Source organism: Sphaerotilus mobilis, from assembly GCF_004216565.1.
GTDB classification, from domain to species: domain Bacteria; phylum Pseudomonadota; class Gammaproteobacteria; order Burkholderiales; family Burkholderiaceae_C; genus Sphaerotilus; species Sphaerotilus mobilis.
This window is the reverse complement of sequence record NZ_SGWV01000008.1, coordinates 734,815-755,806: the sequence shown is the minus strand read 5'-3', so window position 1 is coordinate 755,806 and position 20,992 is coordinate 734,815. Positions and strand designations below refer to the sequence as shown.

Below are 20,992 nucleotides of genomic sequence, written 5' to 3'. Positions count from 1 at the left end.
CGGCTTCGGCCGGTGTCGCCCGTTGATCCTTATTGGAGCTTGTCGCCCGGGATCTCGGCGCGCAGGGAGGGCGCCACGTTGCCGTCGGCCAGCGCAGCAGCGGCCGCGTTGCCCGAACCCGGCGCGCGGCGTGCGCCGTTGAAGCGCTTGGTCCAGTAGGCCTCGCGCATGTCTTCGACGCGGACCTTGCTGCCCGTGCGGGGCGCGTGGATGAACTTGCCGTCGCCGACGTAAATGCCAACGTGCGAGAAGGCACTGCGCATGGTGTTGAAGAACACCAGGTCGCCGGGCCGCAACTCGTCCTTTCGGATCGGCAGCAGGCTCGGACTCTGAGCCTGGTCGCGCGAGCGTCGCGGCAGGATCAGTCCCAGGCTGTTCTCGAACACATGGCGGGTGAAGCCGCTGCAGTCGAAGCCGTTGATGGTCGTGCCGCCACGCTTGTAGGGCACGCCCAGGAACTGCATGGCCGAGACGACCAGGTCGCTGGCCACGCCGCGCATCTGATCCATCAGCTGGCCGCCGCCTTCGCTGCCGGCCAGTACGCCGGAATCCTGCAGGAAGCGGGCGACCGAATCAGCCCCCTGGGTGGCGATCTGTCCGATCGGTCCGGTGATCGGCGAGGTCAGGGCGCCGATCGCCAGGCTGGACACGGGCGTCACCGGGACGGTGTTCGTTCCGCTGTCGGCGGGCGCCGACCACGCGACCACGGTGCAGCCGGCCAGAAGGCCAGTCACCAGGATGCGAGAGATGTTGCGGGTTTGAAACACTGGGTTGTTCGTGAAATAAGCAGTCTGAGCATAGGTACCGCGTGGTTCACTGTCAACCGTTTGGGGGGGATGGATGGGTACTTCCTTGACAGGGTGTGCCGTCCTGTGCTGGGTGTGTCTCGGCCTATTTGAAACCAACGCGGTCAAGGATCTGCTGCACCTTGGCGCTGTTCTGGCCGACCACCGAGATCGGGATCAGCTCCTGCTTGAAGCTGCCCAACGCGGTCAACGCCGGATTGGCGGTCTTGACGCCGCTCACTGCGGGGTACTCGTTGTTGCCGTCGGCGAAGTAGCGCTGGGCCTCGTCGCTGGCCAGGTACTCCAGGAACTTGACCGCCGCGTCGCGGTTGCGCGCGTGCCGGGCGACCGCGCCTCCAGCCACGTTGACGTGCGCGCCCCAGGTCTTCTGGTTCGGGAAGATGACGCCCACCTGCTCCATGACCTTGCGATCGTCCGGATTGTTCGAGCGCATCAGCCGTGCGACGTAGTAGGTGTTGGTCAGGGCCACACCACATTCGCCGCTGGCGACCGCCTTGATCTGGTCGGTGTCGCCCCCCTTCGGATCGCGCGCCTGGTTGGCAACGATGCCCTTGAGCCAGGCCTCGGCCTTCGCGTCACCCAGGTGTTCCAGATAGGCACCGAAGAGCGACAGGTTGTAGGGATGCGAGCCCGAGCGCGAGCAGAAGCGGCCCTTGTTGACCGGATCGGCGAGCTTCTCGTAGGTGTCGACGTTCTCGGCCTTCACGTCGGCCTTGCTGTAGACGATCACGCGCGCGCGGGTCGAGAAGCCGAACCACTGCGAGCCGTCACCGCTGTCCTTGCCACGCAGCTGGGCGGGGATGCGCTGGTCCAGCACGGCCGACTTGACCGGCGAGAACAGGCCATCGGCTTCGGCGCGCCACAGCCGTGCCGCGTCCACCAGCAGGATCATATCGGCCGGGCTGGCCGAGCCTTCGGTCTTCAGGCGCTGCAGCAGCGCCGCATCGTCGGTGTCGACCCGGTTGATGCGGATGCCGGTGGCCTTGGTGAAGTTGGCGTAGAGCGCCTCGTCGGTCTGGTAGTGACGCGCCGAGTACAGGTTCAGGACCTTCTCCTGTGCCTGCACGGCCGGAGCGGCCAGACCGAGGGCAGTCGTCGCGCTCAGCGCGGCAAGGACCTGTTTCGCAAGGGAAGTGACGTTCATGGCGGGATGCGGTTGGGTGGCACGGCGCCGGACGGGGCCGGCTCATGCAGCGCATCCTAACAGTGAACGAGAACGATTCGCAATTGCAAGTCGATCGTTCCGAAGGTCTCTTCAGGCCGACGGCGGCACGAAGCCGGCCGGCTGGTCAGCGCCTTCGCCGAAGAAATAGCGTTCCATCTGGCGCGCGAGGTACTGGCGGGCGCGTGCATCGGCCAGGTTCAGGCGGTTCTCGTTGACCAGCATGGTCTGGTGCTTGAGCCACTGTTGCCAGGCTTCTTTGCTGACGCTCTCCCAGATGCGCTTGCCCAGTTCGCCGGGGTAGGGCGCGAAGTCGAGGCCGTCGGCCTCCTTCTTCAGCAGGACACATTGAACGGTACGGGCCATGGTGTTTCCTTTCGGGATGCGGATGACGTGTTCGGTTTGGCCTCAGGCCAGCTTCTTGACCAGGACCTGCGAGCGCCGGTCCCAGTTGTACTTGCGCTTGCGGGCCTCGGGCAGCCAGTCGGGGTCGACCTGCACGAAGCCACGCTTGATGAACCAGTGCATCGTGCGGGTGGTCAGCACGAAGATGCTGTCCAGACCCTGGGTGCGGGCACGCTGCTCGACCCGCTTGAGGATGCGTTCGCCGTCGCCCTGACCCTGCACCTGCGGCGAGATGGTCAGCGCGGCCATCTCGGCGGTGCGTGCCTCGGGGTAGGGATAAAGCGCGGCGCAGCCGAAGATGATGCCGTCGTGTTCGATGACGGTGTAGAGCTGGATGTCGCGCTCGATCTCGGTGCGGCTGCGCTTGACCAGCGTGCCGTCGCGCTCGAAGGGTTCGATCAGCTGCAGCACGCCGCCGACGTCGTCGGACGTCGCCTCGCGCAGGCTTTCGAGCTTCTCGTCGACCACCATCGTGCCGATGCCGTCGTGCGTGAAGACCTCGCGCAGCAGCGCGCCATCGACCGCGAAGGGCAGGATGTGCGAGCGCTCGACGCCGCCTTCGCAGGCGCGGATGCAGTGCTGCAAATAGAAGGCGGTGTCGGTCGGCTGGGTCGGCGTGGGCAGGGCGGCCAGCATGCGCTTGGCGTCGGCCAGCGCGAGTTCGGTGTCGATCGGGCTTTCCGGGTCGTCGCGGTCCTCGTGGATGCCGGGAACCTCGGTGATGAACAGCAGCTTGTCGGCCTGCAGCGCGATCGCGGTCTGCGTGGCGACGTCTTCCATCGTCAGGTTGAAGGCCTCGCCGGTGGGTGAGAAGCCGAAGGGCGAGAGCAGCACCAGCGCACCGATGTCGATGGCGCGGCGAATGGTCGGACTGTCGACCTTGCGGACCACGCCGCTGTGCATGAAGTCCACGCCGTCGACGATGCCGACCGGCCGTGCGGTCAGGAAGTTGCCCGAGACCACCCGCACGGTCGCGTTGGCCATCGGCGTGTTGGGCAGGCCCTGCGAGAAGGCGGCCTCGATCTCGAAGCGCAGCTGGCCGGCGGCCTCCTGGGCGCAGTCCAGCGCGACCGGATCGGTGATGCGCTTGCCGTGGCTGAAGCGCGAGGGGTGGCCCTTGGCGTTGAGCTGCTCGGTCACCTGCGGCCGGAAGCCATGCACCAGCACCAGCTTGATGCCCATCGCATGCAGGATCGACAGGTCCTGGGCGAAGGCGCTGAGCTTGCCCGCGGCGATCAGCTCACCGGCCATGCCGATCACGAAGGTCTTGCCGTGGTAGGCGTGGATGTAGGGCGCGACCGAGCGGAACCACGGAACGAAGGTGTGCGGGAAGACGAGGCTCATGGTCGGCAGGGCAGGCGGCAGGGCAGGCGGAAAGGCTGGCGGTCAGGCTGGTCTTGAGAACTCGGGCAAGGCGTCGTCCACGACGGCGAACGATTGTGCCGCAGCCCCTCTGGCACAGGCTTGACGCCTGCAGGTGGCCCGCGCAGCATCGGCCCGAACCCGACTTGAGGAGAACCCGATGGACCCGATGAAGACCCACGGCGCATTCAGCTGGTGCGAGCTGATGACCCCGAACACCAAGGCCGCCGCCGACTTCTACCACCAGCTGTTTGGCTGGAACCTGCAGACCTTGGACATGCCCGGCGGGCCGTATCACGTTGTGAAGATCGGCGAGGCCGCCATCGCCGGCATCATGTCGATGCCGGCCGATGCGGCGCCGAAGATGCCGCCGCACTGGGGCTGCTACATCACCGTCGACAACGCCGACGAGAGCGCCGCCGAGGCCCAGGCGCTGGGCGCCAAGGTCATCGTCGCGCCCACCGACGTACCCGGCGTCGGTCGCTTCGCGGTGCTGCAGGACCCGCAGGGCGCCGTCTTCAGCATCATCGACTACCTGGATGACTGAGCCGGTCGGACCGGGGCGCACATGGATAATCCGCGCCCCGTGAACCGACCACCTCCCGATGGGGCCGCAGCCCCCGCACGCACGACCGACCGCCGCCCGCCCCGGGGCGAGCCGCGTGTCCCGCAACGCCGTCCTGCGACGCCCGTCCCGCCGATCACCTTCCCCGAGGCCTTGCCGGTCTCGGCCCGGCGCGAGGCCATCGAAGAGGCGCTGCGCGAGCACCAGGTCGTCATCGTCTGTGGCGAGACCGGCTCGGGCAAGACCACGCAGCTGCCCAAGATCGCGCTGGCGATGGGGCGCGGGCTGGGCGCCGGAGGCAACGGCCTGATCGGCCACACGCAGCCGCGCCGCATTGCCGCGAGTTCGGTGGCCAAGCGCATCGCCGACGAGTTGAAGAGCCCGCTGGGCGAGGTGGTCGGCTACAAGGTCCGCTTCCAGGACCGGCTGCAGCCCGGTGCCAGCGTCAAGCTGATGACCGACGGCATCTTGCTGGCCGAGACGCAGACCGATCCGCTGCTGCGGGCCTACGACACGCTCATCATCGACGAGGCCCACGAGCGCAGCCTCAACATCGACTTCCTGCTCGGCTACCTGCGCCAGATCCTGCCGCGCCGGCCCGACCTGAAGGTGATCGTGACCTCGGCGACCATCGACGCGGACCGCTTCGCCAACCACTTCGCCAGCAGCCGCAAGGCCGCCGACGGCACGCTGGAGACCTTGCCCGCGCCGGTGCTGCTGGTCAGCGGCCGGACCTTCCCGGTCGAGCAGCGCTGGCGGCCCTTCGAGGACAGCAAGGACTTCGACATCAACGACGCGATCGCCGATGGCGTCGATGAACTCTGGCGCGAGGGCTCGGGCGACATCCTCGTCTTCCTGCCCGGCGAACGCGAGATCCGCGAGGCCGCCGACCACCTGCGCAAGCACCTGAGCCACCAGCCGCTGCACCGCAACGCCGACATCCTGCCGCTGTTTGCGCGGCTGTCGCAGGCCGAGCAGGACCGTGTCTTCGAGACCGGCGGCGGACGTCGCATCGTGCTGGCCACCAACGTGGCCGAGACCTCGTTGACGGTGCCGGGCATCCGCTACGTCATCGACACCGGACACGCCCGCGTCAAGCGCTACAGCTACCGCAACAAGGTCGAGCAGCTGCAGGTCGAACCGATCAGCCAGGCGGCAGCCAACCAGCGCGCCGGCCGCTGCGGCCGGGTGGCCAACGGCATCTGCATCCGGCTCTACGACGAGAAGGAGTTCACCGGCCGGCCGCGCTTCACCGATCCGGAGATCCTGCGCAGCTCGCTGGCCGGGGTGATCCTGCGCATGAAGGCGCTGAACCTCGGTCTGGTCGAGGACTTCCCCTTCCTCGAAGCCCCGCCGCGCAAGGCCATCGCCGACGGCTATGCGCTGCTCGGTGAACTCGGTGCGGTCGACGACGCCAACGAGCTGACCGCCATCGGCCGCGAGTTGTCGCGCCTGCCGCTGGACCCGCGCGTGGGCCGCATGATCCTGGAGGCGCGTGACCGACAGGCCCTGCACGAGGTGCTGATCATCGCCAGCGCCCTGAGCGTGCAGGACGTGCGCGACCGGCCGATGGAGGCGCAGCAGGCGGCCGACGAGAAGCACAAGAAGTTCGATGACGAGAAGTCCGAATTCATGGGCTACCTCAAGCTCTGGCACTGGATCGAGGAAGGACGTGGCCAGCACGGCCACGCCGGCCAGGCGCAGGCCCAGGTCGACAGCCACAAGCTCAGCAACCGGCAGCAGGAACAGCGCCTGCGCGACAGCTTCGTCAGCCCGCGCCGGGTGCGCGAATGGCGCGACATCCACAGCCAGCTGCACACCGTGGTGGCCGAACACGGCTGGCGCCTCAACGGCACGGCGGCGACCTATGAGCAGGTCCACCTGTCGATGCTGGCCGGCCTGCTCGGCAACATCGGCCTGAAGGCGGAGGACGACGACTGGTACCTGGGCGCGCGCGGCATCAAGTTCTGGCGCCATCCCGGCGCCCACCTGAGCAAGAAGCCCGGCCGCTGGCTGGTGGCGGCCGAACTGGTCGACACGACGCGGCTGTTCGGACGCGGTCTGGCGGCCATCGAGCCGCAGTGGATACCCGGCATCGCCGGTCACCTGCTCAAGACCCAACTGCTCGAACCCCACTGGGAAAAGAAGGCCGCCGAGGTGATCGCGCTGGAGCGCGCCACGCTCTACGGCATCGTCGTCTACAGCAACCGGCGGGTGAACTACGGCAACGTGGACGCGCCGGCCGCGCGGCAGATCTTCATCCGCGAGGCCCTGGTCAATGGCGAGTGGGACTGCAACCTGCCCTTCCTCGCCCACAACCAGAAGATGATCCGGCAGGTCGAGGAGCTGGAACACAAGTCACGCCGCCAGGACGTGCTGGTCGACGACGAGCTGATCCACGCCTACTACGACGAACACCTGCCGGCGGAGGTCTGCAGCGGCGCCAGCTTCGAGCGCTGGTATCGGCAGGCGAGCAAGGCCAACCCCAAGCTGCTGCACCTCAGCCGTGACGAGCTGATGCGCCACGAGGCCGCCGGCATCACGACCGAGTCCTTCCCGCGTGCCGTGCGCCTGGGCGGCATCGACTGCGCCGCGAGCTACCTGCACCAGCCGGGTGACGCCAAGGACGGCATCACCGTGACGGTGCCGATCTACGCGCTCAACCAGGTCAGCGAGGACCGCTGCGACTGGCTGGTGCCCGGCATGCTGGAGGCCAAGGTGCTGGCGCTGGTCAAGAGCCTGCACCAACGCCCGCGCAGCCGGCTGATGCCGCTGCCGGAGTTCGTCGCCGAGTTCTGCGCCAGCCACACCTTTGGCGACGGCCGGCTGCTGGACCTGCTGCTGGCCGCCGTGCGCGAGCGCAGCCAGATCGCGGTGCAGCGCAACGATTTCAAGCTGGACATGGTGGCGCCCCACCTGTTCATGAACTTCCGCATCGTCGATGAACACGGCCGCCAGCTTGGTGCCGGCCGCCACCTGGCCACGCTCAAGGCCGAGCTTGGCACGCAGGCACGATCGGCCTTCCAGGCGCTGGCGACCCTGAAGCTGGCGTCGCAGACCGGCGCGGCGTCAACCCCCGCGCCGTCTACAAACGTCACGAACGCCACGACCAACGCGCCCGCCACCCGGGCTGCGGCCAGCCCGCAATCGCCGAGGCCGACGGGCGCGACCGCCGCCGCGTCGTCGCCCGCCGTGCAGGCCAGCGCCACCTACACCGCCTGGACCTTCGGCGAGTTGCCCGAGCTGATGGAGATCCGCAAGGCCGGCCAGACCCTGGTCGGCTTCCCGGCCCTGATCGACCGCGGCACACATGTCGAGATCGAGGTCTTCGACGAGCCCGATGCGGCCCTCGCGAAACACCGCGCCGGCCTGCGCCGGCTGATCGCGCTGGCGATCAAGGAGCCGCTGAAGTACCTGGAAAAGAACATCCCCGACCTGCAGAAGATGGCGGTGGCCTACATGCCGCTGGGCACGCAGGAGGATCTGCGCGCCCAGATCATCGACGTCGCGCTGGACCGCGCCTTTCTGGCCGACCCGCTGCCGACCGATGCGCAGGCCTTTGCCCGCCGCATCGAGGAAGGCCGCTCGCGCCTGAACCTGATCGCCCAGGAGGTGGCCCGCCAAGCCGCTGTCGTGCTGGTCGAATACGCCGCCGCGCTGCGCAAGCTGAAGGACGCGCGCGCGCCCAAGGACGTCGCCGATGACATCACCGCGCAGCTGCAGCGCCTGATGCCCAAGCGCTTCGTCGCCAGCACGCCCTGGGCCCAGCTGCAGCACCTGCCGCGCTACCTCAAGGCCATCACGCTGCGGCTGGACAAGCAGCGCGCCGACGCGGTCCGCGACGCCCAGCGCCTGGCCGAGCTGCGGCCGCTGGAGCTGCGCTACACCCGCCGCCTGGCCGAGCTCAAGGGCAGCACCGACACCCGCATGGACGAGTACCGCTGGCTGATCGAAGAGCTGCGCGTGAGCTTCTTCGCCCAGGAACTGCGCACGCCGCAGCCGGTCAGCGTCAAGCGGCTGGACAAGGTCTGGAGCCAGATCGCCGCTTGACGGTCAGAACCCCATGGCCGCCAGCAGGTCGTCGACATCGTCTTGCTGCATCGCCTTGTCGGGCACCTGCGGGCCGGCCAGTTCGGCGCTGCTGGCGTGGCCTTCTTGCGCCTGGGCACCTTGCACCAGCAGATCGACCAGCTGGCGCTCGGTGCGGCTGATGATCTCGATGACCTTGCCGATCACCTGGCCCGAGAGGTCCTGGAAGTCCTGCGTCAGCATGATGTCGGTCAGCGTCGATCGCTGGGTCTCGGCAAACGAGCTGGTGCGCTGCGTGAACGCGGCGCAGGCCTGCAGCACCGGCGCATGCGGATCGGCGCCGGCCCCGCCCAGCAGGCGGTCAAGCTGTTCGTTCAGGCCCCGGGCCTGTGCGGCGATCTCGTCGCAAGCCGGCGCGGCAGCGTCGACCAGGTTGAGCACCTTGTTGGCGGCGGCCTCGGTCATGCCGCCGACATAGGCCAGCCGGTCGCGGGCGTCGGGGATCTCGGTGGCGATCTGCCGGATCGTCTGGTCATAGCCCAGGGACTGCATCGCGTCGTGCAACTGGCGGACGATGGCGCCGAGTTGTCGCTGGGTGTCTGACGCACGTTCGGTGGCCGTGGGCATCGTGTCCTCCTGAGTCGGGTTCATGGTGTCGGGTTGCCGTCCGGCGTGTCGGCCGGGGCTGGCGATCCGCTGGCTGTGGGCGCTGTCGCGCCGGTGGGGTCGAGCGGCAGGAACAGGCTGAAGGTCGTGCCCACGCCCACGCGGCTGTCGACCTCGATGACGCCCGCGTGGCTGCTGACGATGCCGTGCACCGCCGACAGGCCCAGGCCGGTGCCTTCACCGACCGGCTTGGTGGTGAAGAAGGGCTCGAAGATCTTGTCCAGCAGGTCAGGCAGAATGCCCGAGCCGGTGTCGCTGATGCGCAGCCGCAGGTGGGTGGCGCCGGCATGCGCGCCCGTGGGGCGAGCGGCGCCACCGGGCTCGGCATGGTCGGCGGTGATGCGCACCTGGCCGGCCGCGTCGCCCATGGCCTGGGCGGCGTTGCGCACCAGGTTCAGAAGCACCTGCTCCATCTGCACCGGATCGATCTGGACCCTGCCGCCGGCCAGCACCTCGACCGTCAGACCTTGTTCACGCGGCATGGCCGCGCGCAGCAGCGGCTCGGCCTGGCCGAGCCAGTCGGCCAGCTCGATCGGCTGCAGCGCGGGCGGCGTCTGGCGCGAGAAATCGAGCATCTGCCGCACCAGGGCGGCGGCCTTGGCACCGGCCTGCTGGATGCGCCCGAGGTTGCGCGCCTGGCGCGAGCCCGGCACGGCTTCCAGTTCGCACAGTTCGGTCAGGCCGATGATCGAACCGAGCAGGTTGTTGAAGTCGTGCGCGATGCCGCCGGCCAGCGTGGCGACGGCGCGCAGCTTGTCGTTCTCGCGCAGGCTGTCCTCGATCTTCTGCTGGCGGTCGACGTCGCGGCCGATGCAGACGTGGCTCAGCAGCTCGCCGCGCCGGCCCAGGATCGGCGAGATCGACCAGTCCACCAGGAGGCTGCTGCCGTCGCGCCGCCGCTGCTCGGTGCGTCGACGCTGGGCCTGCGTGCCCTGCGGCGGCTCGGCCCAGGCGCCGGCACCTTCGACCGCCTCGCGCCGCGTCCAACCGGTCGAGCGGCAGAAGGCCGGGTTGACGTCGTCGCACTGGCCGTCGACATCGAGCACCGCGATCAGGTCGGCGGTCTGCTCGAACATCGTCACCAGCGTCTCATGTTCGCGGCGCCAGCGCCGTTCGTGGTGGGCCAACGTGGCCAGCTCGTGCGGCAGCTGCAGCGCCAGCATCAGGGGCAGCGCCTCGCCGCGCGCCAGCAGCTCGCGGCCCCGATGGGGCGCGCTGCCCTCGGGCGCGTCACGCCAGCGCTGCGCCAGCTCGGCCTGGGCGCGCCCGTGGACCTCGTGCATCTGGTCTATGGCCGGGCCATCCTCGAGCCCGCTCTTGCCCAGTTCGGTGGCCTCGATCAGCGCGCCCTCGCGCTCGAACGCATCGGGCGACATCGCATAGCGGCTCAGCAGCGCCGTGTAGGCCGGCAGCAGGCGTTCGACCCGGTCCATCAGGCAAGCGCTCCGATCTGCACCACCATCACGCCGGCGTCGTCGCGGCCAGCGCGGGCGTGCTGCATCAGGTGCTGGCACAGCGTGGCCGGGTCGCGCTGCCACTCGGGCAGGCGCAGCGGCAGGCGCACGCGCTCGTCCAGGCCATCGGTGAACAGCAGCAGCCAGTCGCCCGCCTGCAGCGGGTGCTCGGTCTCGACCACCGGGCTCGGCAGGCCGCCACCGACGATGCCGTTCTGCGAGACCAGCCGCACCAGGCCCTGGGCGCGCCAGTGCAGCAGCCGGGTGTTGCCCACGCCCGCGTGCAGCAGGCGCTGGCCGTCGATGCGCAACAGGCCGATGGCCGCACCACGGGTGGCGAACAAGGCCCGGTCAAGCCGGGCGAACAGCTCGGACAGCGGCCGTTCCGGCGCGGCCCCGAGGGTCTGCAGCGCGACCTGTGCTGCTTGCGCGGCCTCGGGGCCGTGGCCCAGGCCGTCGATCACGGCGAGCAGGCCGTCGGCGCCGTGCGACTCGTCAGCCAGCCAGCAGCCCACGGCGTCGCCGCACGGTTGATCCGCCTCGATGGCCTGCAGCAGGTGGGCGCGCCGGATGCTCAGACCCGGCGAGCCGGTGCTCAGCGTCGGCGCAGCCATTTGTGCGCGAGCACGTGGGTGCCGCTGCCGGGCTCGGAGCGGATGTCGAAGTCGTCCATCAGCCGTTCGACGCCGGGCAGGCCGCAGCCCATGCCGCCGCCGGTGCTGTAGCCCTCGGTCATCGCCAGCGCCAGGTCCGGGATGCCGGGGCCGCGGTCATCGGCGCGCAGCTCGACGCCACGGCGCTTGCCCGAGTCGAGCCAGTGCAGCCGGATCTCGCCGCCGTCGGGCGTGTGCATCCACAGGTTGTTGGCCAGCTCGGAAGCGGCTGTGGCGACGTGGGCGGCGAACACGCCGTCGTGGGCGTGCTCGTTGCAAAAGCGCATGACGCTGGCGATCACATGCGCCACGTCGCCTTCATGGCCGACCCGCAGCGTCAGCGCATCGAGCATCGTGTGCGTGGCCGTCATGCGACCCGGCCCGGGTTGCGCCTCGGTCGGACGATCTGCACGGTGACCACCGTGCCGGCCGGGCTGGACTCGATCTCGAAGATGTCGACCAGGCGTTGCGTGCCCGGCAGACCGGCGCCCATGCTGCCGCCGGTGGAGTAGCCGTCCTGCAGGGCCAGCGCGAGGTCGGAGATGCCCGGGCCGCTGTCGCGCACGCAGGCCTGCAGCCGCACCGCGCGGGCGTCGGACTGGTCGCTCAGCTCGCAGCGCCCCTGCACCGCATAGCGGACCGCGTTGCGGCCCAGTTCGGACACCGCCGTGGCGAAGCGGGTCTGGTCCATCACGCCCAGGCCGGCGGCGCGCGCCATGTCACGCGCCGCCAGGCGCGCTCGCACGATGTCGTCGCTGGCCTGGAGTTCAAGCATCGCGCGCCGCCTGGTCCATGCGCTGAGACAGGCGCCGCAGCGCGCCTTCCAGCGTGAACGAGGTGCTCACGTCGACCAGCTTGCTGCCCATCTCGACCAGGGTCATGGCGACCGCTGGCTGGACGCCGCAGACCACCACCTCGGCACCGAGCAGGCGCAGCATGCGCGCGATGTCGTTGAGCACGCGCGCCATGAAGGAATCGATCACATCGAGGGCCGAGACGTCGATCACCAGGCCACGCGCCTGCATCGCGGCAGCGCGTTCGCCGAGCTCGGTCTGGAAGTCCATCACGTCCTCGTCGCTGATGTCGGCGGCCAGCGCCACGATCAGGACCTCGGCATTGAGTCGAAGGATGGGCACGCGCATGTCAGCTCGATGCGACGGCGGTGATGCGCCGGCCCGTCATCGTCAGCGCCAGCGCCATGCCGGCTTTCAGCGAGCCACGGGTCGGCACGTTCGACAGGTCGATCGCGAGCTTGACCATGGTCTGCGCCGTGCTGGGGCTGATGCCGGTGAGGATCACGCGGGTGCCGAGCATTTCGGCCGCCGCGACGGTCTTGAGGATGTGCCGCGCCACGCTGGTGTCCATCACCGGCACGCCGGTCACGTCGATCAGCGTGACCTCGGCCTCGCTGGCGCCGATGGCCTCCAGCAGGCGCTCGGAGATCTGCTGCGCCCGCACCGAATCGACCACGCCGACCAGCGGCAGCAGCAGGATCGAGTCCCACAGCGTGATGACCGGCGTCGAGACCTCGCGCAGCGACTCGGTCTGGCGCTGGATGACGTCCTCGCGTGCGGCCATGAAGGCGTTGGCCAGCACCAGCACGCAGCGGTCCATCAGGCCTTCGAGGCGCAGCGTCGCGGCCAGCAGCGACTCGCGCAACGGCGCGTGGCCGTGCAGGGTGTCGATCAGCGCTTCCTTGCAGGTCTGCACGAACAGCAGCGATTCCTCGGGCGTGGAGCCGCGTGCGGCGCGCACCTGGCTGGCGGTGCGCAGGGCGGCGGCCAGCGGGTGGCCGGTGTCGCTGCCGAAGCGGTCGTCGGGGTTGTCGAGCGCGGCGTCCAGGCCGCTGAGCAAGGCCGCCATCTCGGCGTTCAGCTCGGTCTCGGGGGTCAGGCTGTGCAGATGCTTGCCTGTGGCCTTGCGCAGGCGATCGTGCCAGTTGCGGCTGATGTCGGCGGCGGCGCCGCGCAGCATCGCTGCGAGCTGGGCGTCGATCGTGGGCATGTTCATGTGGGCGCGCACTCCAGGGCCACCGCCACAGCCGCTTGCAGCGCCTGGCGGGTGAAGGGTTTGGCGAGCTGGCAGACAGCGCCCGCCAGCGCGGCGGTCTCGAGGTTGAACTGCGGCGACAGCACGCGGCGTCCGCCCGAGATGGCGATGATAGGCAGCCTCGGGTGGCTGCGGCGCAGTTCGACGATGACGCGCGTGCCGTCCATGCCGGGCATCAACACATCGGTGATCACCAGGTCAAAGCCACGCCCGCTGCGGCCGGCGACCAGTCGCAGCGCGGTCTGGCCGTCGGGCGCCTCGGTGACCTCGTGGCGGTCGAGTTGCAGCATCTGCAGCACGGTGTCGCGCAGCAGTTCGTCGTCATCGATGAGCAGGATGTGGGCCATGGCCAGCTTGTCTTTCGGCGCGGTCAGAAGAGCTCGATGCGCGGACCGGTTTCGGCGGCTCCGGCGTGAGCGGGGTCGTCGGGGTCGCGGTGGTCGGCCTCACCGGCCAGATAGTTGCTTGCCAGCTCGCGGGCACGGGCGTCGACCTCGGCGGTGTCGCGGGCACCGCTGCGCAGCCGGGTGATCAGGTCGGTCAGCACCTCGTGGCGGCTCTCCAGCGCAGGCTCGACGCGGTCGATGATCTGCTTGAACACGTCCTGGTACTGGCCGGCGTTGAGCATCAGGCCGATGCCCTCGTCCAGCTCGGTGTTGTGCTGCGTCACGGCGGTCACCAGCATCTCGTAGAACTGGCGCATGTCGACGTAGCTCTCATCGAGCTGGCGCGTCAGGTTGCCCAGGCGTTCAGCCTCGGCCTCGTTGTGGCGGGTGCGGGCGTTGAAGTCGCCGCTGAAGCCGATCTCGACCGTCTTCACCAGCCGCGTGATGTCGGTGTTGATGCGGGCGGCCGACTCGTTGGACTGGGTGGCGAGGCGGCGCACCTCGCCGGCCAGCACCGCGAAGCCGCGCCCGGCCTCGCCAGCGCGGGCCGCCTCGATCGCGGCATTGATCGCCAGGATCTCGGTCTGGCGTGCGATGGCGCGGATCGCGTCGGTCATGTCCGACAGGCCCTTGACCTCGATGACCAGCTGGTGGAAGTGCTTGCGCTCCTGCGCGATCTGCGCCGGCAGGGTCTGCACGAAGGACGCCAGCTCCTGGATGATGTGGCTGTTGCCTTCCATGCTGGCCTGCATCGCCTGGCTCTGCAGGTGGGCGGTCTCGAGGTACTGCACCAGCTTGTGCGAGAGGTTGTGCAGCTCGGCCAGACGGCCCACGAAGTCGACCGTGGCGGTTTCCGACAGCCCGACGGCACGGCCAAGCTGGGTCATCACCTGGCGATCGAGCTCGCGCATGCCGGCCACCGCCTCGCACGCGGCCGATACACGCGGCTGGGGCGAGATCCAGTCGGCCAGCCGCTTGCGGGCATCCCAGAGCCAACCCCGCAGGGATGCCTTCGCGGTCGGGCGCGTGGCCATCTCAGGCTCCCGGCAGCACTTGCTTGATCACCTTGAGCAGATCGGTCCCGCCGATCGGCTTGACCAACCAGCCCGAGGCGCCGAGCTTCTTGGCCTCGTCGCGCTTGGCCTGCTGGCTCTCGGTGGTCAGCGTCAGGATCGGCGTGAAACGCAGGATCTTGCGGGCATGGCGGATGAACTCGATGCCGTCCATCTTCGGCATGTTGATGTCGGTGATGATCAGGTCGGGCTTGAGGCCCTTGTTGATCTTGCCCATCGCCTGCTCGCCGTCGGCGGCGGTCTCGACCTTGAACCCCGAGATCTCGAGGGTGGTCTTGACGCTCATCACCATCGTGGCCGAATCGTCAATCAGAAAGATGGTCTTCATGCGGGTTCCAGTCGGCCAGCGGTGGGCCGGGTTGAGACAGGGTCGGTACCGGCACGGCTGCGCGCTGGCACCGGTCCTCTGTTCGTGTCATCGGTCGGATGCCGACAAACCTGAGGACGTCTTGCTGGCGGGTTTGCGCCGGGTCGTCGCCGGCCGGGCGGGCGCCAATTCCGATGCACCGCCCAACGCACCAGTCGGCACGCCAGTCAGCACGCCAGTCAGCACGCCGGCCAGCATTGCGTCCGCTGGCGGCTTCACCAGGCGCGGACGCAGGGCCAGCAGCACCTGCAGCACGGCGCCATGCACATGCTCGCAGCGGCCCAGGTGCACCGCGGGGCTGGGCTGCTTGAGCAGCCACTGCGCCAGCGCCTCGGCATCGTCGACCGCGATGTGGCCCTCCAGCGCGGCGTGTTTCTTCAGGTAGCGGATCGTCATGGCAGCAGCTCCTTCGGGTTCAGCACCATCAGCACGCCCCCATCGCCCATCAGCGCGGTGCCGGCAAAGCCGGTCAGCCCGGCCAGCACGCCCTCAAGCGGCTTGAGGATGATGTCGCTGGCGCCATGGAACTGGTCGACCAGCAAGCCGACCGTCTCGGTGCCCAGGCGCAGCACCAGCACCGTGTACTCGCCGTCGTCGTTGAGGCGGGCCGGGACGTCCAGCGCAAGCAACTCGTTGAGCGCGCGCAGCGGCACGATGCGCCCGCGCAGCACCGTGGTGCGGGCCTGTTTGAACGTGTGGATGTCGTCGCCGTGTACCCGCACGGTCTCGACGATCAGGTCCATCGGCACGCCAAAGCGGCGTCCGGCGCTCTCGATCACCATCACGTTGGTGACGGCCATCGACAGCGGCAGCGCCAGCCGGATCGTCGTGCCCTGGCCGAACACGCTGTGCAGCTCGACCGAGCCGTTGATGCGCTCGACCGCGTTGCGCACCACATCCATGCCCACGCCGCGGCCCGACAGGTCGGAGATCGCATCGGCGGTCGAAAAGCCGGGCAGGAAGATCAGCTGCACCGAGTCGGCATCGGACAAGGAGCCAGCCCGGTCGGCCGGGATCAGGCCGCGTTCGACCGCCTTGGCGCGCACGCGGGCCGGGTCGACACCGGCGCCGTCGTCGCTGATCTCGATCATCACGCGGTCGCCTTCCTGGTGGGCGCGGATGCGGATCGTGCCCACCACCGGCTTGCCGGCGGCGCGGCGCACCTCGGGACGCTCGATGCCGTGGTCCAGGCTGTTGCGCAGGATGTGGATCAGCGGGTCGGCCAGCGGCTCGATGACGTTCTTGTCGGCCTCGGTGTCCTCGCCCTCGATCACCAGGTTGACGTCCTTGCCGAGCTTCTTGGAGATGTCGCGGATCAGCCGGCCGAAGCGCTGGAACACCACGCCCACCGGCAGCATGCGCACCTGCATGATGGCGTGCTGCATGTCCTCGGCGATGCGGTTGATGACCGCGTACTGGGCCTTGATCTCGCGTGCCAGCTCGCGCTGGCCAAAGGCCTGTTCGGCGCGCTGGGCCAGGTAGGGCAGGCTGTTCTTGGCCACCACCATCTCGCCGATCAGGTCCATCAGCCGGTCGACCTTCTCCTGCGTGACCTTGAGCACGCGTGGCGCCGGGGCACCGTTCGGGTCCTCGCCGCGACGCAGCGGATCGACCGCTGGGGCATCGACCAGGCCGGCCTCGGCCAGGCCGTCGTCGTGGTCGCGCCATGCGGCGGAGGCGGAGGCGGCGGCGTTGGTTGCGGCGGTGGCGGCAGTGGTGGTGTTCTGGGCGGCCGGGGCATGGTCTGCCGCCAGGCCGAGCGGCTGCTGGCGGGCCCAGGCCTGCAGACCGGCGGCCGAGACCGCGCCGGGCAGGGCGGCCAGGTCGTCACGGGCGCGCCGGGCTTCGGGCTCATCGAGGCTGTCGAGCAGGTGGCTCAGCACCTGCCGCGCCGACGCCACGCTGCCCGCGCTCAGGCCGTTGCGGCCGAGCAGCGCGATCTGGTCGTCCCAGATCGCCCGGGCGCGGCGGCGCAGGGTCTGTTCGGCGCGCGGGCTTGGGGCCGCATCGACCGGTTCGGCCGCGGCCTCGGCGGCAGCGGCCGGCGCTGCGATCGTGACCATCGCGACCTGTTCGGGCACGCAGCGGAAGTGTTCTTCCAGGTAGGCCGGCGGCGCGCTGCTGAGCAGCACGATGTCGAGGTTGCACTGGTAGCAGTCCCAGCGCACCTGCTCGTCGCCGCTCGGCCAGGGCTGCTGGCCGGCCACGTCCACCGCCAGCAGGCCGGGGGCGGTGGCGGCCAGGCGCCACGGGTCCTCGCCCTTGAAGAAGCACTCGGGCTCGGGCCGGTAGCGCAGCGCGGTGGCGCCGGGGTGGGCCTGTCGCATGGCAGGGTCCAGGCGCGCCAGCCAGTCGGGCTCGGCGTGGGTGGGCGAGGTGGCACCGGTGGTGGCGCCAGTGGTGGCGCCGGTGGTTGGCCCGGTGGGGGACGTGACGGCCGCCCGGTCATCGGCCTTGACGGCCGGCGCTGGGGCCGCCGCTGCATCGGTCACGGCTGCGGATTCGAGCAGCGCACGCAGCGCGGCGGCATGGCGTTGCGAGCGGGCTTCGGCGCCATCGGCGATGTGGCCGGTGCGTTCGATCTCGTCGATCAGCTCGGCGCTGAAGTCCATCGCATCGAGCAGCGCATCGGCGATCGCGCTGCTGTGCGCCAGGCTGCGGTTGCGGATGCGGTCGAGCAGGTCTTCGCCGGCATGGACCACACGTTCGAGCGGCTTGAACTCGAACAGCCCACAGTTGCCCTTGAGCGTGTGGACGGAGCGGAACAGGTCGTTGAGCAGGTCGGTGTTGCCCGGGTCGCGCTCGACCTCCAGCAGGCGGTTGCCGATGGCTTCGAGGCAGTCGCGCGCCTCAAGCACGAACTGTTCGAGCAGGTCGGTCTGGTTCATGCGCTGGCTCCTTCGGCGGCGATCAGCGCGGCCGGGCGGTCGCCCAGCAACAGCGCGGCCGACAGCACCAGTTCGGCCGGGCGGGCGGGCTTGATCAGGTAGCAGTTGGCACCGGCGTCGAAGGCGCTGCTGGCGTCCTGGCTGCGTGCCTCGGTGGAGACCATCATCACCGGCGCCTGGTGGCGCGGTTCGAGCTTGCGCAGTTCGCGCACGAAGCTGTAGCCGTCCATGCGCGGCATGTTGATGTCGACGACGTAGAGGTCGAAGGCCTGGGTGACGTCCTGCAGGTGCACGCGCTCCAGCGCCTCGACGCCGTTGATGGCCTCGTCGGTGTGCCAGCCGGCGTCGCCGAGGATCTTGCGGTGGTACATGCGCACCGTCGCGGCGTCGTCGACCACCAGGATGCGACGCGGTTTCGGGGTCAGGCTCATGGTCAGGCCTCCAGCGGTTTTTGGTAGACCATCGCGTCGGCGAAGCGGCGCACGGTGTAGAGGGATGACATGCGGCTCATCGACTCGGAATGACCCAGGCAGATGAAGCCACCCGGACTCAGCGCGTCGTAGAGCGCCTCGGCGGCGACGCGCCGCGACAGGTCGTCGAAATAGATCAGCAGGTTGCGGCAGAAGACGACGTCGATGTCGCGGAAGCGCCGCGTGTCGGCGGGCTCGGACAGGTTGACGCGGCTGAACTCGACCGAGTCGACCAGGTCGCGCGTGATGCGCCACTCGTGCGGGCCGTGCGGGGTGAAGTACTTGCGCAGATAGGCCTGCGGCAGCTGTCCGACCGAGCGGGCCGAATAGCAGCCGCGCTGCGCCGAGGCGAGCACCTCGGTGTCGATGTCCGAGGACAGGATCTCGACCTCGTAGTCGTCGATCAGGGCCCAGCGTTCGAGCAGGTAGATCGCGATCGAGTAGGGCTCCTCGCCGGTCGACGAGGGGATGGACCAGATGCGGATGCGCGAGCCCGGCCGCTTGCGCCGGGCCACTTCGTTGAGGATGTCGTTGACCAGGCAGTCGAACTGGTAGGCCTCGCGGAAGAAGTAGGTCTCGTTGACCGTCATCGCGTTGATCAGGTGCTGCATCTCGGCCCCGTCGGCCTCGAAGCGCAGGCCGACGAAGTAGGCGCGGAAGTTCTCGGCGCCGGTGGCCTCGATGCGCTCGACCAGGCGCTTGTCCACGAAGTAGCGCTTGCCGTCGTCGAAGTGGATGCCGGTCTTGCGGTAGAAGAACTCGGCGAACTTCTGGAAGTCGGCGTCGGTGATGGTGTGCCGTGCGGCCAGGCCTGAGGCTCTCATGTCGACTCGATCCGTTCGATCGCGAGGTCGACCGAAAAGGTGATGTAGGCGTCGGCGGCAAAGCGCGTGCGCGCCGCGCGCAGCGCCGGCAGGGTCCGGGCCGTGCCGACCTCGGCGGCGACCTCGAGCGCGGCGCCGACGACGTTGACCGCCTCATCGTTGAGCAGCACCTGCGCCAGCCATTCCGGCACGTTCGGGTGGCGCAGGTCGCCCAGCAGGTTGACGCTGAAGATGCGCACATCGCTGTCGGGGTCATGCAGCAGCGCGTCGACCTGCGGCGCGACCGCGTCCGGCAAGCCGGCCAGCACCTCGATCGCGCCGTTGCGCAGGCCGGCGTCCTCGCTGCGCAGCAGCCTGACCATGCCCTGCACGATGGCCGCGCCGCCGATCTGGGTGGCGCTGTTGAACAGGGCCACCCGCACGCTGGCGTCGCTCTCTTCGGCCAGCCGGGCGCACATGGCGGCGGCGGCACGCGGCTGGCTGGCCAGGTCGCGCGCGGCCCAGCGGCGCACGCTGGGCTCGGGGTCACGCAGCTGGGCGAGCAGGCCGTCGACATCGCGCCCGTAGTCGCGGGTCTCGACCTGGTGCAGTTCGGTCGCGGCGCCAGATTTCTTCAAGGCCATCGGGGGATCCTCGGGGTGCGCGGTTGGAGGGAAGGCAAGCGATTCATGGCAGCCACAGGCGCAGCTGCGAGGCGATGCTGGTGCAGGGCAGCACGAGGGTGGCGGCACGGCGTTCGATCAGCTCCTGCGGCATGCCGAAGACCACGGCGGTGTCGGCCGATTCGGCGATCGTGCGACCGCCGCTGGCATGCAGCCGGGCCATCGCGCTGGCGCCGTCGTTGCCCATGCCGGTCAGCATCACGCCGATGAGCTTGTGTGCCGGCAGGTGCTGCATGGCGCTGTCCACCAGGATCTCGACCGAGGGGTGCCAGAGCACGCCCGGTGTCTCGGGGCGCGGCGCGGCGTGCAGCACGCCGACGCGGTCGGTGACCGTCAGGTCGGTGCCGCCTCGGCCGATGTAGACATGGCCGGGCGACAGCGCCATCGGCGTGTTGACCTCGACCACGTTCAGCGCGCAGAGGCTGTCCATGCGCCGGGCGAAGGTGTCGGTGAAGTTGGCCGGCATGTGCTGGGCCACCAGCACCGGCCACGGAAAGTTCGCCGGCAGACGGGGCAGGATGTCCTCCAGCGTGCGCGGCCCGCCGGTGGACACACCCACCAGCACCAGGCCGGGGACCTGACCCGCCCGGGGCGACGGCGGCGACGCGGCGCTGCCACGGGAGCGCGGGCTGGCCTCGACGGCCTTGCCCATCGCTGGCGCAGCGGCTGGCCGGCCGGCTGTGGTCGATGCGGCCGCCGGGTTTCCAACCGGACGTGCGACCGGGCGTGCGATCGAACTCGCCATCGGACGAGCAGCGGCACGCGGACCGAGCCGCGCGCGGGCGGCCGAGGCCACCTTGTCGAGCAGCATCGCGCGGATGTCGTCGACGTGCAGCGAGATCGTGCCGCCGGGCTTGGGGATGAAGTCGACTGCGCCGAGGGCCAGCGCCTCGAAGGTCGCGAGCGCGCCGCGCTCGGTCAGCGAGGACACCATCACCACCGGCGTGGGCCGGGCGGCCATGATCAGCGACAGCGCGGTCAGGCCGTCCATCTCGGGCATGTTGATGTCCAGCGTGATGACATCGGGCGTCCAGCGCACCACCTCCTCGACCGCCTCGGTGCCGTTGCGGGCGCTGCGCACCTCGTAGCCACCTTCGACGAGCACGCCGCTCAGCAGCTTGCGCATCAGCGCCGAGTCGTCGACGACCAGGACTTTCTTCATGTCGGTTCG

At 69.5% G+C, this 20,992-nt stretch carries 22 protein-coding genes; 2 read left to right on the top strand and 20 right to left on the bottom strand.

Annotated features, from left to right (window positions below; translation table 11 throughout):
* Window positions 1-29: 29 nt before the first annotated feature.
* The 4 genes from EV685_RS08645 to argA all read right to left on the bottom strand — a co-directional run bounded on the left by EV685_RS08645 (window position 30) and on the right by argA (window position 3,717).
* Window positions 30-734 carry a C40 family peptidase gene (locus EV685_RS08645; protein WP_420820816.1) on the bottom strand — a complete coding sequence of 235 codons (705 nt, stop codon included), beginning with the start codon at window positions 732-734 and terminating at the stop codon, window positions 30-32.
* Between the two features lie 157 nt (window positions 735-891).
* Window positions 892-1,950, bottom strand: coding sequence for an extracellular solute-binding protein (locus EV685_RS08640; RefSeq protein ID WP_130481578.1), 1,059 nt, complete (start codon window positions 1,948-1,950; stop codon window positions 892-894).
* Window positions 1,951-2,061: 111 nt separating this feature from the next.
* Window positions 2,062-2,334 carry an oxidative damage protection protein gene (locus EV685_RS08635; RefSeq protein ID WP_130481577.1) on the bottom strand — a complete coding sequence of 91 codons (273 nt, stop codon included), beginning with the start codon at window positions 2,332-2,334 and terminating at the stop codon, window positions 2,062-2,064.
* Window positions 2,335-2,376: 42 nt separating this feature from the next.
* Window positions 2,377-3,717, bottom strand: a complete 1,341-nt coding sequence (argA, locus tag EV685_RS08630; RefSeq protein WP_130481576.1) for an amino-acid N-acetyltransferase — start codon at window positions 3,715-3,717, stop codon at window positions 2,377-2,379.
* Between the two features lie 178 nt (window positions 3,718-3,895).
* Between argA and EV685_RS08625 the strand changes: the two genes are divergently transcribed.
* Window positions 3,896-4,282 (top strand): VOC family protein, encoded by a 387-nt coding sequence (locus EV685_RS08625; RefSeq protein ID WP_130481575.1) that lies wholly within the window; start codon window positions 3,896-3,898, stop codon window positions 4,280-4,282.
* Between the two features lie 21 nt (window positions 4,283-4,303).
* Complete coding sequence (gene hrpA, locus EV685_RS08620) at window positions 4,304-8,350, top strand: ATP-dependent RNA helicase HrpA (protein ID WP_130481574.1); 4,047 nt, start codon at window positions 4,304-4,306, stop codon at window positions 8,348-8,350.
* A 3-nt stretch (window positions 8,351-8,353) separates the two neighbouring features.
* Here the strand turns inward: hrpA and EV685_RS08615 are convergent, their stop codons facing one another.
* From EV685_RS08615 to cheB, 16 genes are all read right to left on the bottom strand, one after another.
* The gene (locus tag EV685_RS08615; protein ID WP_207224786.1) at window positions 8,354-8,956 is read right to left on the bottom strand and encodes a protein phosphatase CheZ; all 603 of its coding nucleotides are present in this window, start codon (window positions 8,954-8,956) and stop codon (window positions 8,354-8,356) included.
* Between the two features lie 20 nt (window positions 8,957-8,976).
* Window positions 8,977-10,428 (bottom strand): two-component system sensor histidine kinase NtrB, encoded by a 1,452-nt coding sequence (locus tag EV685_RS08610; protein WP_130481572.1) that lies wholly within the window; start codon window positions 10,426-10,428, stop codon window positions 8,977-8,979.
* Window positions 10,428-11,063: a SpoIIE family protein phosphatase gene (locus EV685_RS08605; RefSeq protein WP_130481571.1), complete on the bottom strand. Its 636-nt coding sequence runs from the start codon at window positions 11,061-11,063 to the stop codon at window positions 10,428-10,430. Before EV685_RS08605 ends, EV685_RS08610 begins: the two co-directional genes overlap by 1 nt.
* The gene (locus EV685_RS08600) at window positions 11,045-11,473 is read right to left on the bottom strand and encodes an ATP-binding protein (protein WP_130481570.1); all 429 of its coding nucleotides are present in this window, start codon (window positions 11,471-11,473) and stop codon (window positions 11,045-11,047) included. The genes EV685_RS08605 and EV685_RS08600 overlap by 19 nt, the downstream gene beginning before the upstream one ends.
* Window positions 11,470-11,877, bottom strand: coding sequence for an anti-sigma regulatory factor (locus tag EV685_RS08595; RefSeq protein WP_130481569.1), 408 nt, complete (start codon window positions 11,875-11,877; stop codon window positions 11,470-11,472). Before EV685_RS08595 ends, EV685_RS08600 begins: the two co-directional genes overlap by 4 nt.
* Complete coding sequence (locus tag EV685_RS08590) at window positions 11,870-12,244, bottom strand: STAS domain-containing protein (protein WP_130481568.1); 375 nt, start codon at window positions 12,242-12,244, stop codon at window positions 11,870-11,872. Before EV685_RS08590 ends, EV685_RS08595 begins: the two co-directional genes overlap by 8 nt.
* A 1-nt stretch (window position 12,245) precedes the next feature.
* Window positions 12,246-13,112, bottom strand: coding sequence for an STAS domain-containing protein (locus EV685_RS08585; RefSeq protein ID WP_130481567.1), 867 nt, complete (start codon window positions 13,110-13,112; stop codon window positions 12,246-12,248).
* Complete coding sequence (locus EV685_RS08580) at window positions 13,109-13,498, bottom strand: response regulator (protein ID WP_130481566.1); 390 nt, start codon at window positions 13,496-13,498, stop codon at window positions 13,109-13,111. Before EV685_RS08580 ends, EV685_RS08585 begins: the two co-directional genes overlap by 4 nt.
* Window positions 13,499-13,521: 23 nt before the next feature.
* Window positions 13,522-14,571 (bottom strand): methyl-accepting chemotaxis protein, encoded by a 1,050-nt coding sequence (locus tag EV685_RS21185; protein ID WP_130481565.1) that lies wholly within the window; start codon window positions 14,569-14,571, stop codon window positions 13,522-13,524.
* Between the two features lies 1 nt (window position 14,572).
* Window positions 14,573-14,938 (bottom strand): response regulator, encoded by a 366-nt coding sequence (locus tag EV685_RS08570; RefSeq protein ID WP_130481564.1) that lies wholly within the window; start codon window positions 14,936-14,938, stop codon window positions 14,573-14,575.
* An 87-nt stretch (window positions 14,939-15,025) separates the two neighbouring features.
* Window positions 15,026-15,373 (bottom strand): hypothetical protein, encoded by a 348-nt coding sequence (locus tag EV685_RS08565; protein WP_130481563.1) that lies wholly within the window; start codon window positions 15,371-15,373, stop codon window positions 15,026-15,028.
* A complete protein-coding gene (locus EV685_RS21180) occupies window positions 15,370-17,865 on the bottom strand; it encodes a chemotaxis protein CheA (protein WP_130481562.1) in 2,496 nt (831 codons plus the stop codon). Before EV685_RS21180 ends, EV685_RS08565 begins: the two co-directional genes overlap by 4 nt.
* Complete coding sequence (locus EV685_RS08555) at window positions 17,862-18,296, bottom strand: response regulator (RefSeq protein ID WP_130481561.1); 435 nt, start codon at window positions 18,294-18,296, stop codon at window positions 17,862-17,864. Before EV685_RS08555 ends, EV685_RS21180 begins: the two co-directional genes overlap by 4 nt.
* Before the next feature lie 2 nt (window positions 18,297-18,298).
* Window positions 18,299-19,159, bottom strand: coding sequence for a CheR family methyltransferase (locus EV685_RS08550; protein WP_130481560.1), 861 nt, complete (start codon window positions 19,157-19,159; stop codon window positions 18,299-18,301).
* The gene (locus EV685_RS08545; RefSeq protein ID WP_242615485.1) at window positions 19,156-19,782 is read right to left on the bottom strand and encodes a HEAT repeat domain-containing protein; all 627 of its coding nucleotides are present in this window, start codon (window positions 19,780-19,782) and stop codon (window positions 19,156-19,158) included. The genes EV685_RS08550 and EV685_RS08545 overlap by 4 nt, the downstream gene beginning before the upstream one ends.
* Before the next feature lie 43 nt (window positions 19,783-19,825).
* Window positions 19,826-20,983, bottom strand: coding sequence for a chemotaxis-specific protein-glutamate methyltransferase CheB (gene cheB, locus EV685_RS08540; protein WP_130481559.1), 1,158 nt, complete (start codon window positions 20,981-20,983; stop codon window positions 19,826-19,828).
* Window positions 20,984-20,992: the final 9 nt, after the last annotated feature.

Coding starts and splice junctions, on each gene's coding strand:
- EV685_RS08590 (WP_130481568.1), bottom strand. CDS start 12,244: ATGCGCGTGCCCATCCTTCGACTCAATGCCGAGGTCCTGATCGTGGCG.
- EV685_RS08615 (WP_207224786.1), bottom strand. CDS start 8,956: ATGCCCACGGCCACCGAACGTGCGTCAGACACCCAGCGACAACTCGGC.
- EV685_RS21180 (WP_130481562.1), bottom strand. CDS start 17,865: ATGAACCAGACCGACCTGCTCGAACAGTTCGTGCTTGAGGCGCGCGAC.
- EV685_RS08565 (WP_130481563.1), bottom strand. CDS start 15,373: ATGACGATCCGCTACCTGAAGAAACACGCCGCGCTGGAGGGCCACATC.
- EV685_RS08550 (WP_130481560.1), bottom strand. CDS start 19,159: ATGAGAGCCTCAGGCCTGGCCGCACGGCACACCATCACCGACGCCGAC.
- cheB (WP_130481559.1), bottom strand. CDS start 20,983: ATGAAGAAAGTCCTGGTCGTCGACGACTCGGCGCTGATGCGCAAGCTG.
- EV685_RS08585 (WP_130481567.1), bottom strand. CDS start 13,112: ATGAACATGCCCACGATCGACGCCCAGCTCGCAGCGATGCTGCGCGGC.
- EV685_RS08640 (WP_130481578.1), bottom strand. CDS start 1,950: ATGAACGTCACTTCCCTTGCGAAACAGGTCCTTGCCGCGCTGAGCGCG.
- EV685_RS08600 (WP_130481570.1), bottom strand. CDS start 11,473: ATGACGGCCACGCACACGATGCTCGATGCGCTGACGCTGCGGGTCGGC.
- EV685_RS08545 (WP_242615485.1), bottom strand. CDS start 19,782: ATGGCCTTGAAGAAATCTGGCGCCGCGACCGAACTGCACCAGGTCGAG.
- EV685_RS08555 (WP_130481561.1), bottom strand. CDS start 18,296: ATGAGCCTGACCCCGAAACCGCGTCGCATCCTGGTGGTCGACGACGCC.
- EV685_RS08610 (WP_130481572.1), bottom strand. CDS start 10,428: ATGGACCGGGTCGAACGCCTGCTGCCGGCCTACACGGCGCTGCTGAGC.
- EV685_RS08570 (WP_130481564.1), bottom strand. CDS start 14,938: ATGAAGACCATCTTTCTGATTGACGATTCGGCCACGATGGTGATGAGC.
- argA (WP_130481576.1), bottom strand. CDS start 3,717: ATGAGCCTCGTCTTCCCGCACACCTTCGTTCCGTGGTTCCGCTCGGTC.
- EV685_RS08605 (WP_130481571.1), bottom strand. CDS start 11,063: ATGGCTGCGCCGACGCTGAGCACCGGCTCGCCGGGTCTGAGCATCCGG.
- EV685_RS21185 (WP_130481565.1), bottom strand. CDS start 14,571: ATGGCCACGCGCCCGACCGCGAAGGCATCCCTGCGGGGTTGGCTCTGG.
- EV685_RS08595 (WP_130481569.1), bottom strand. CDS start 11,877: ATGCTTGAACTCCAGGCCAGCGACGACATCGTGCGAGCGCGCCTGGCG.
- EV685_RS08580 (WP_130481566.1), bottom strand. CDS start 13,498: ATGGCCCACATCCTGCTCATCGATGACGACGAACTGCTGCGCGACACC.
- EV685_RS08635 (WP_130481577.1), bottom strand. CDS start 2,334: ATGGCCCGTACCGTTCAATGTGTCCTGCTGAAGAAGGAGGCCGACGGC.
- EV685_RS08625 (WP_130481575.1), top strand. CDS start 3,896: ATGGACCCGATGAAGACCCACGGCGCATTCAGCTGGTGCGAGCTGATG.
- hrpA (WP_130481574.1), top strand. CDS start 4,304: ATGGATAATCCGCGCCCCGTGAACCGACCACCTCCCGATGGGGCCGCA.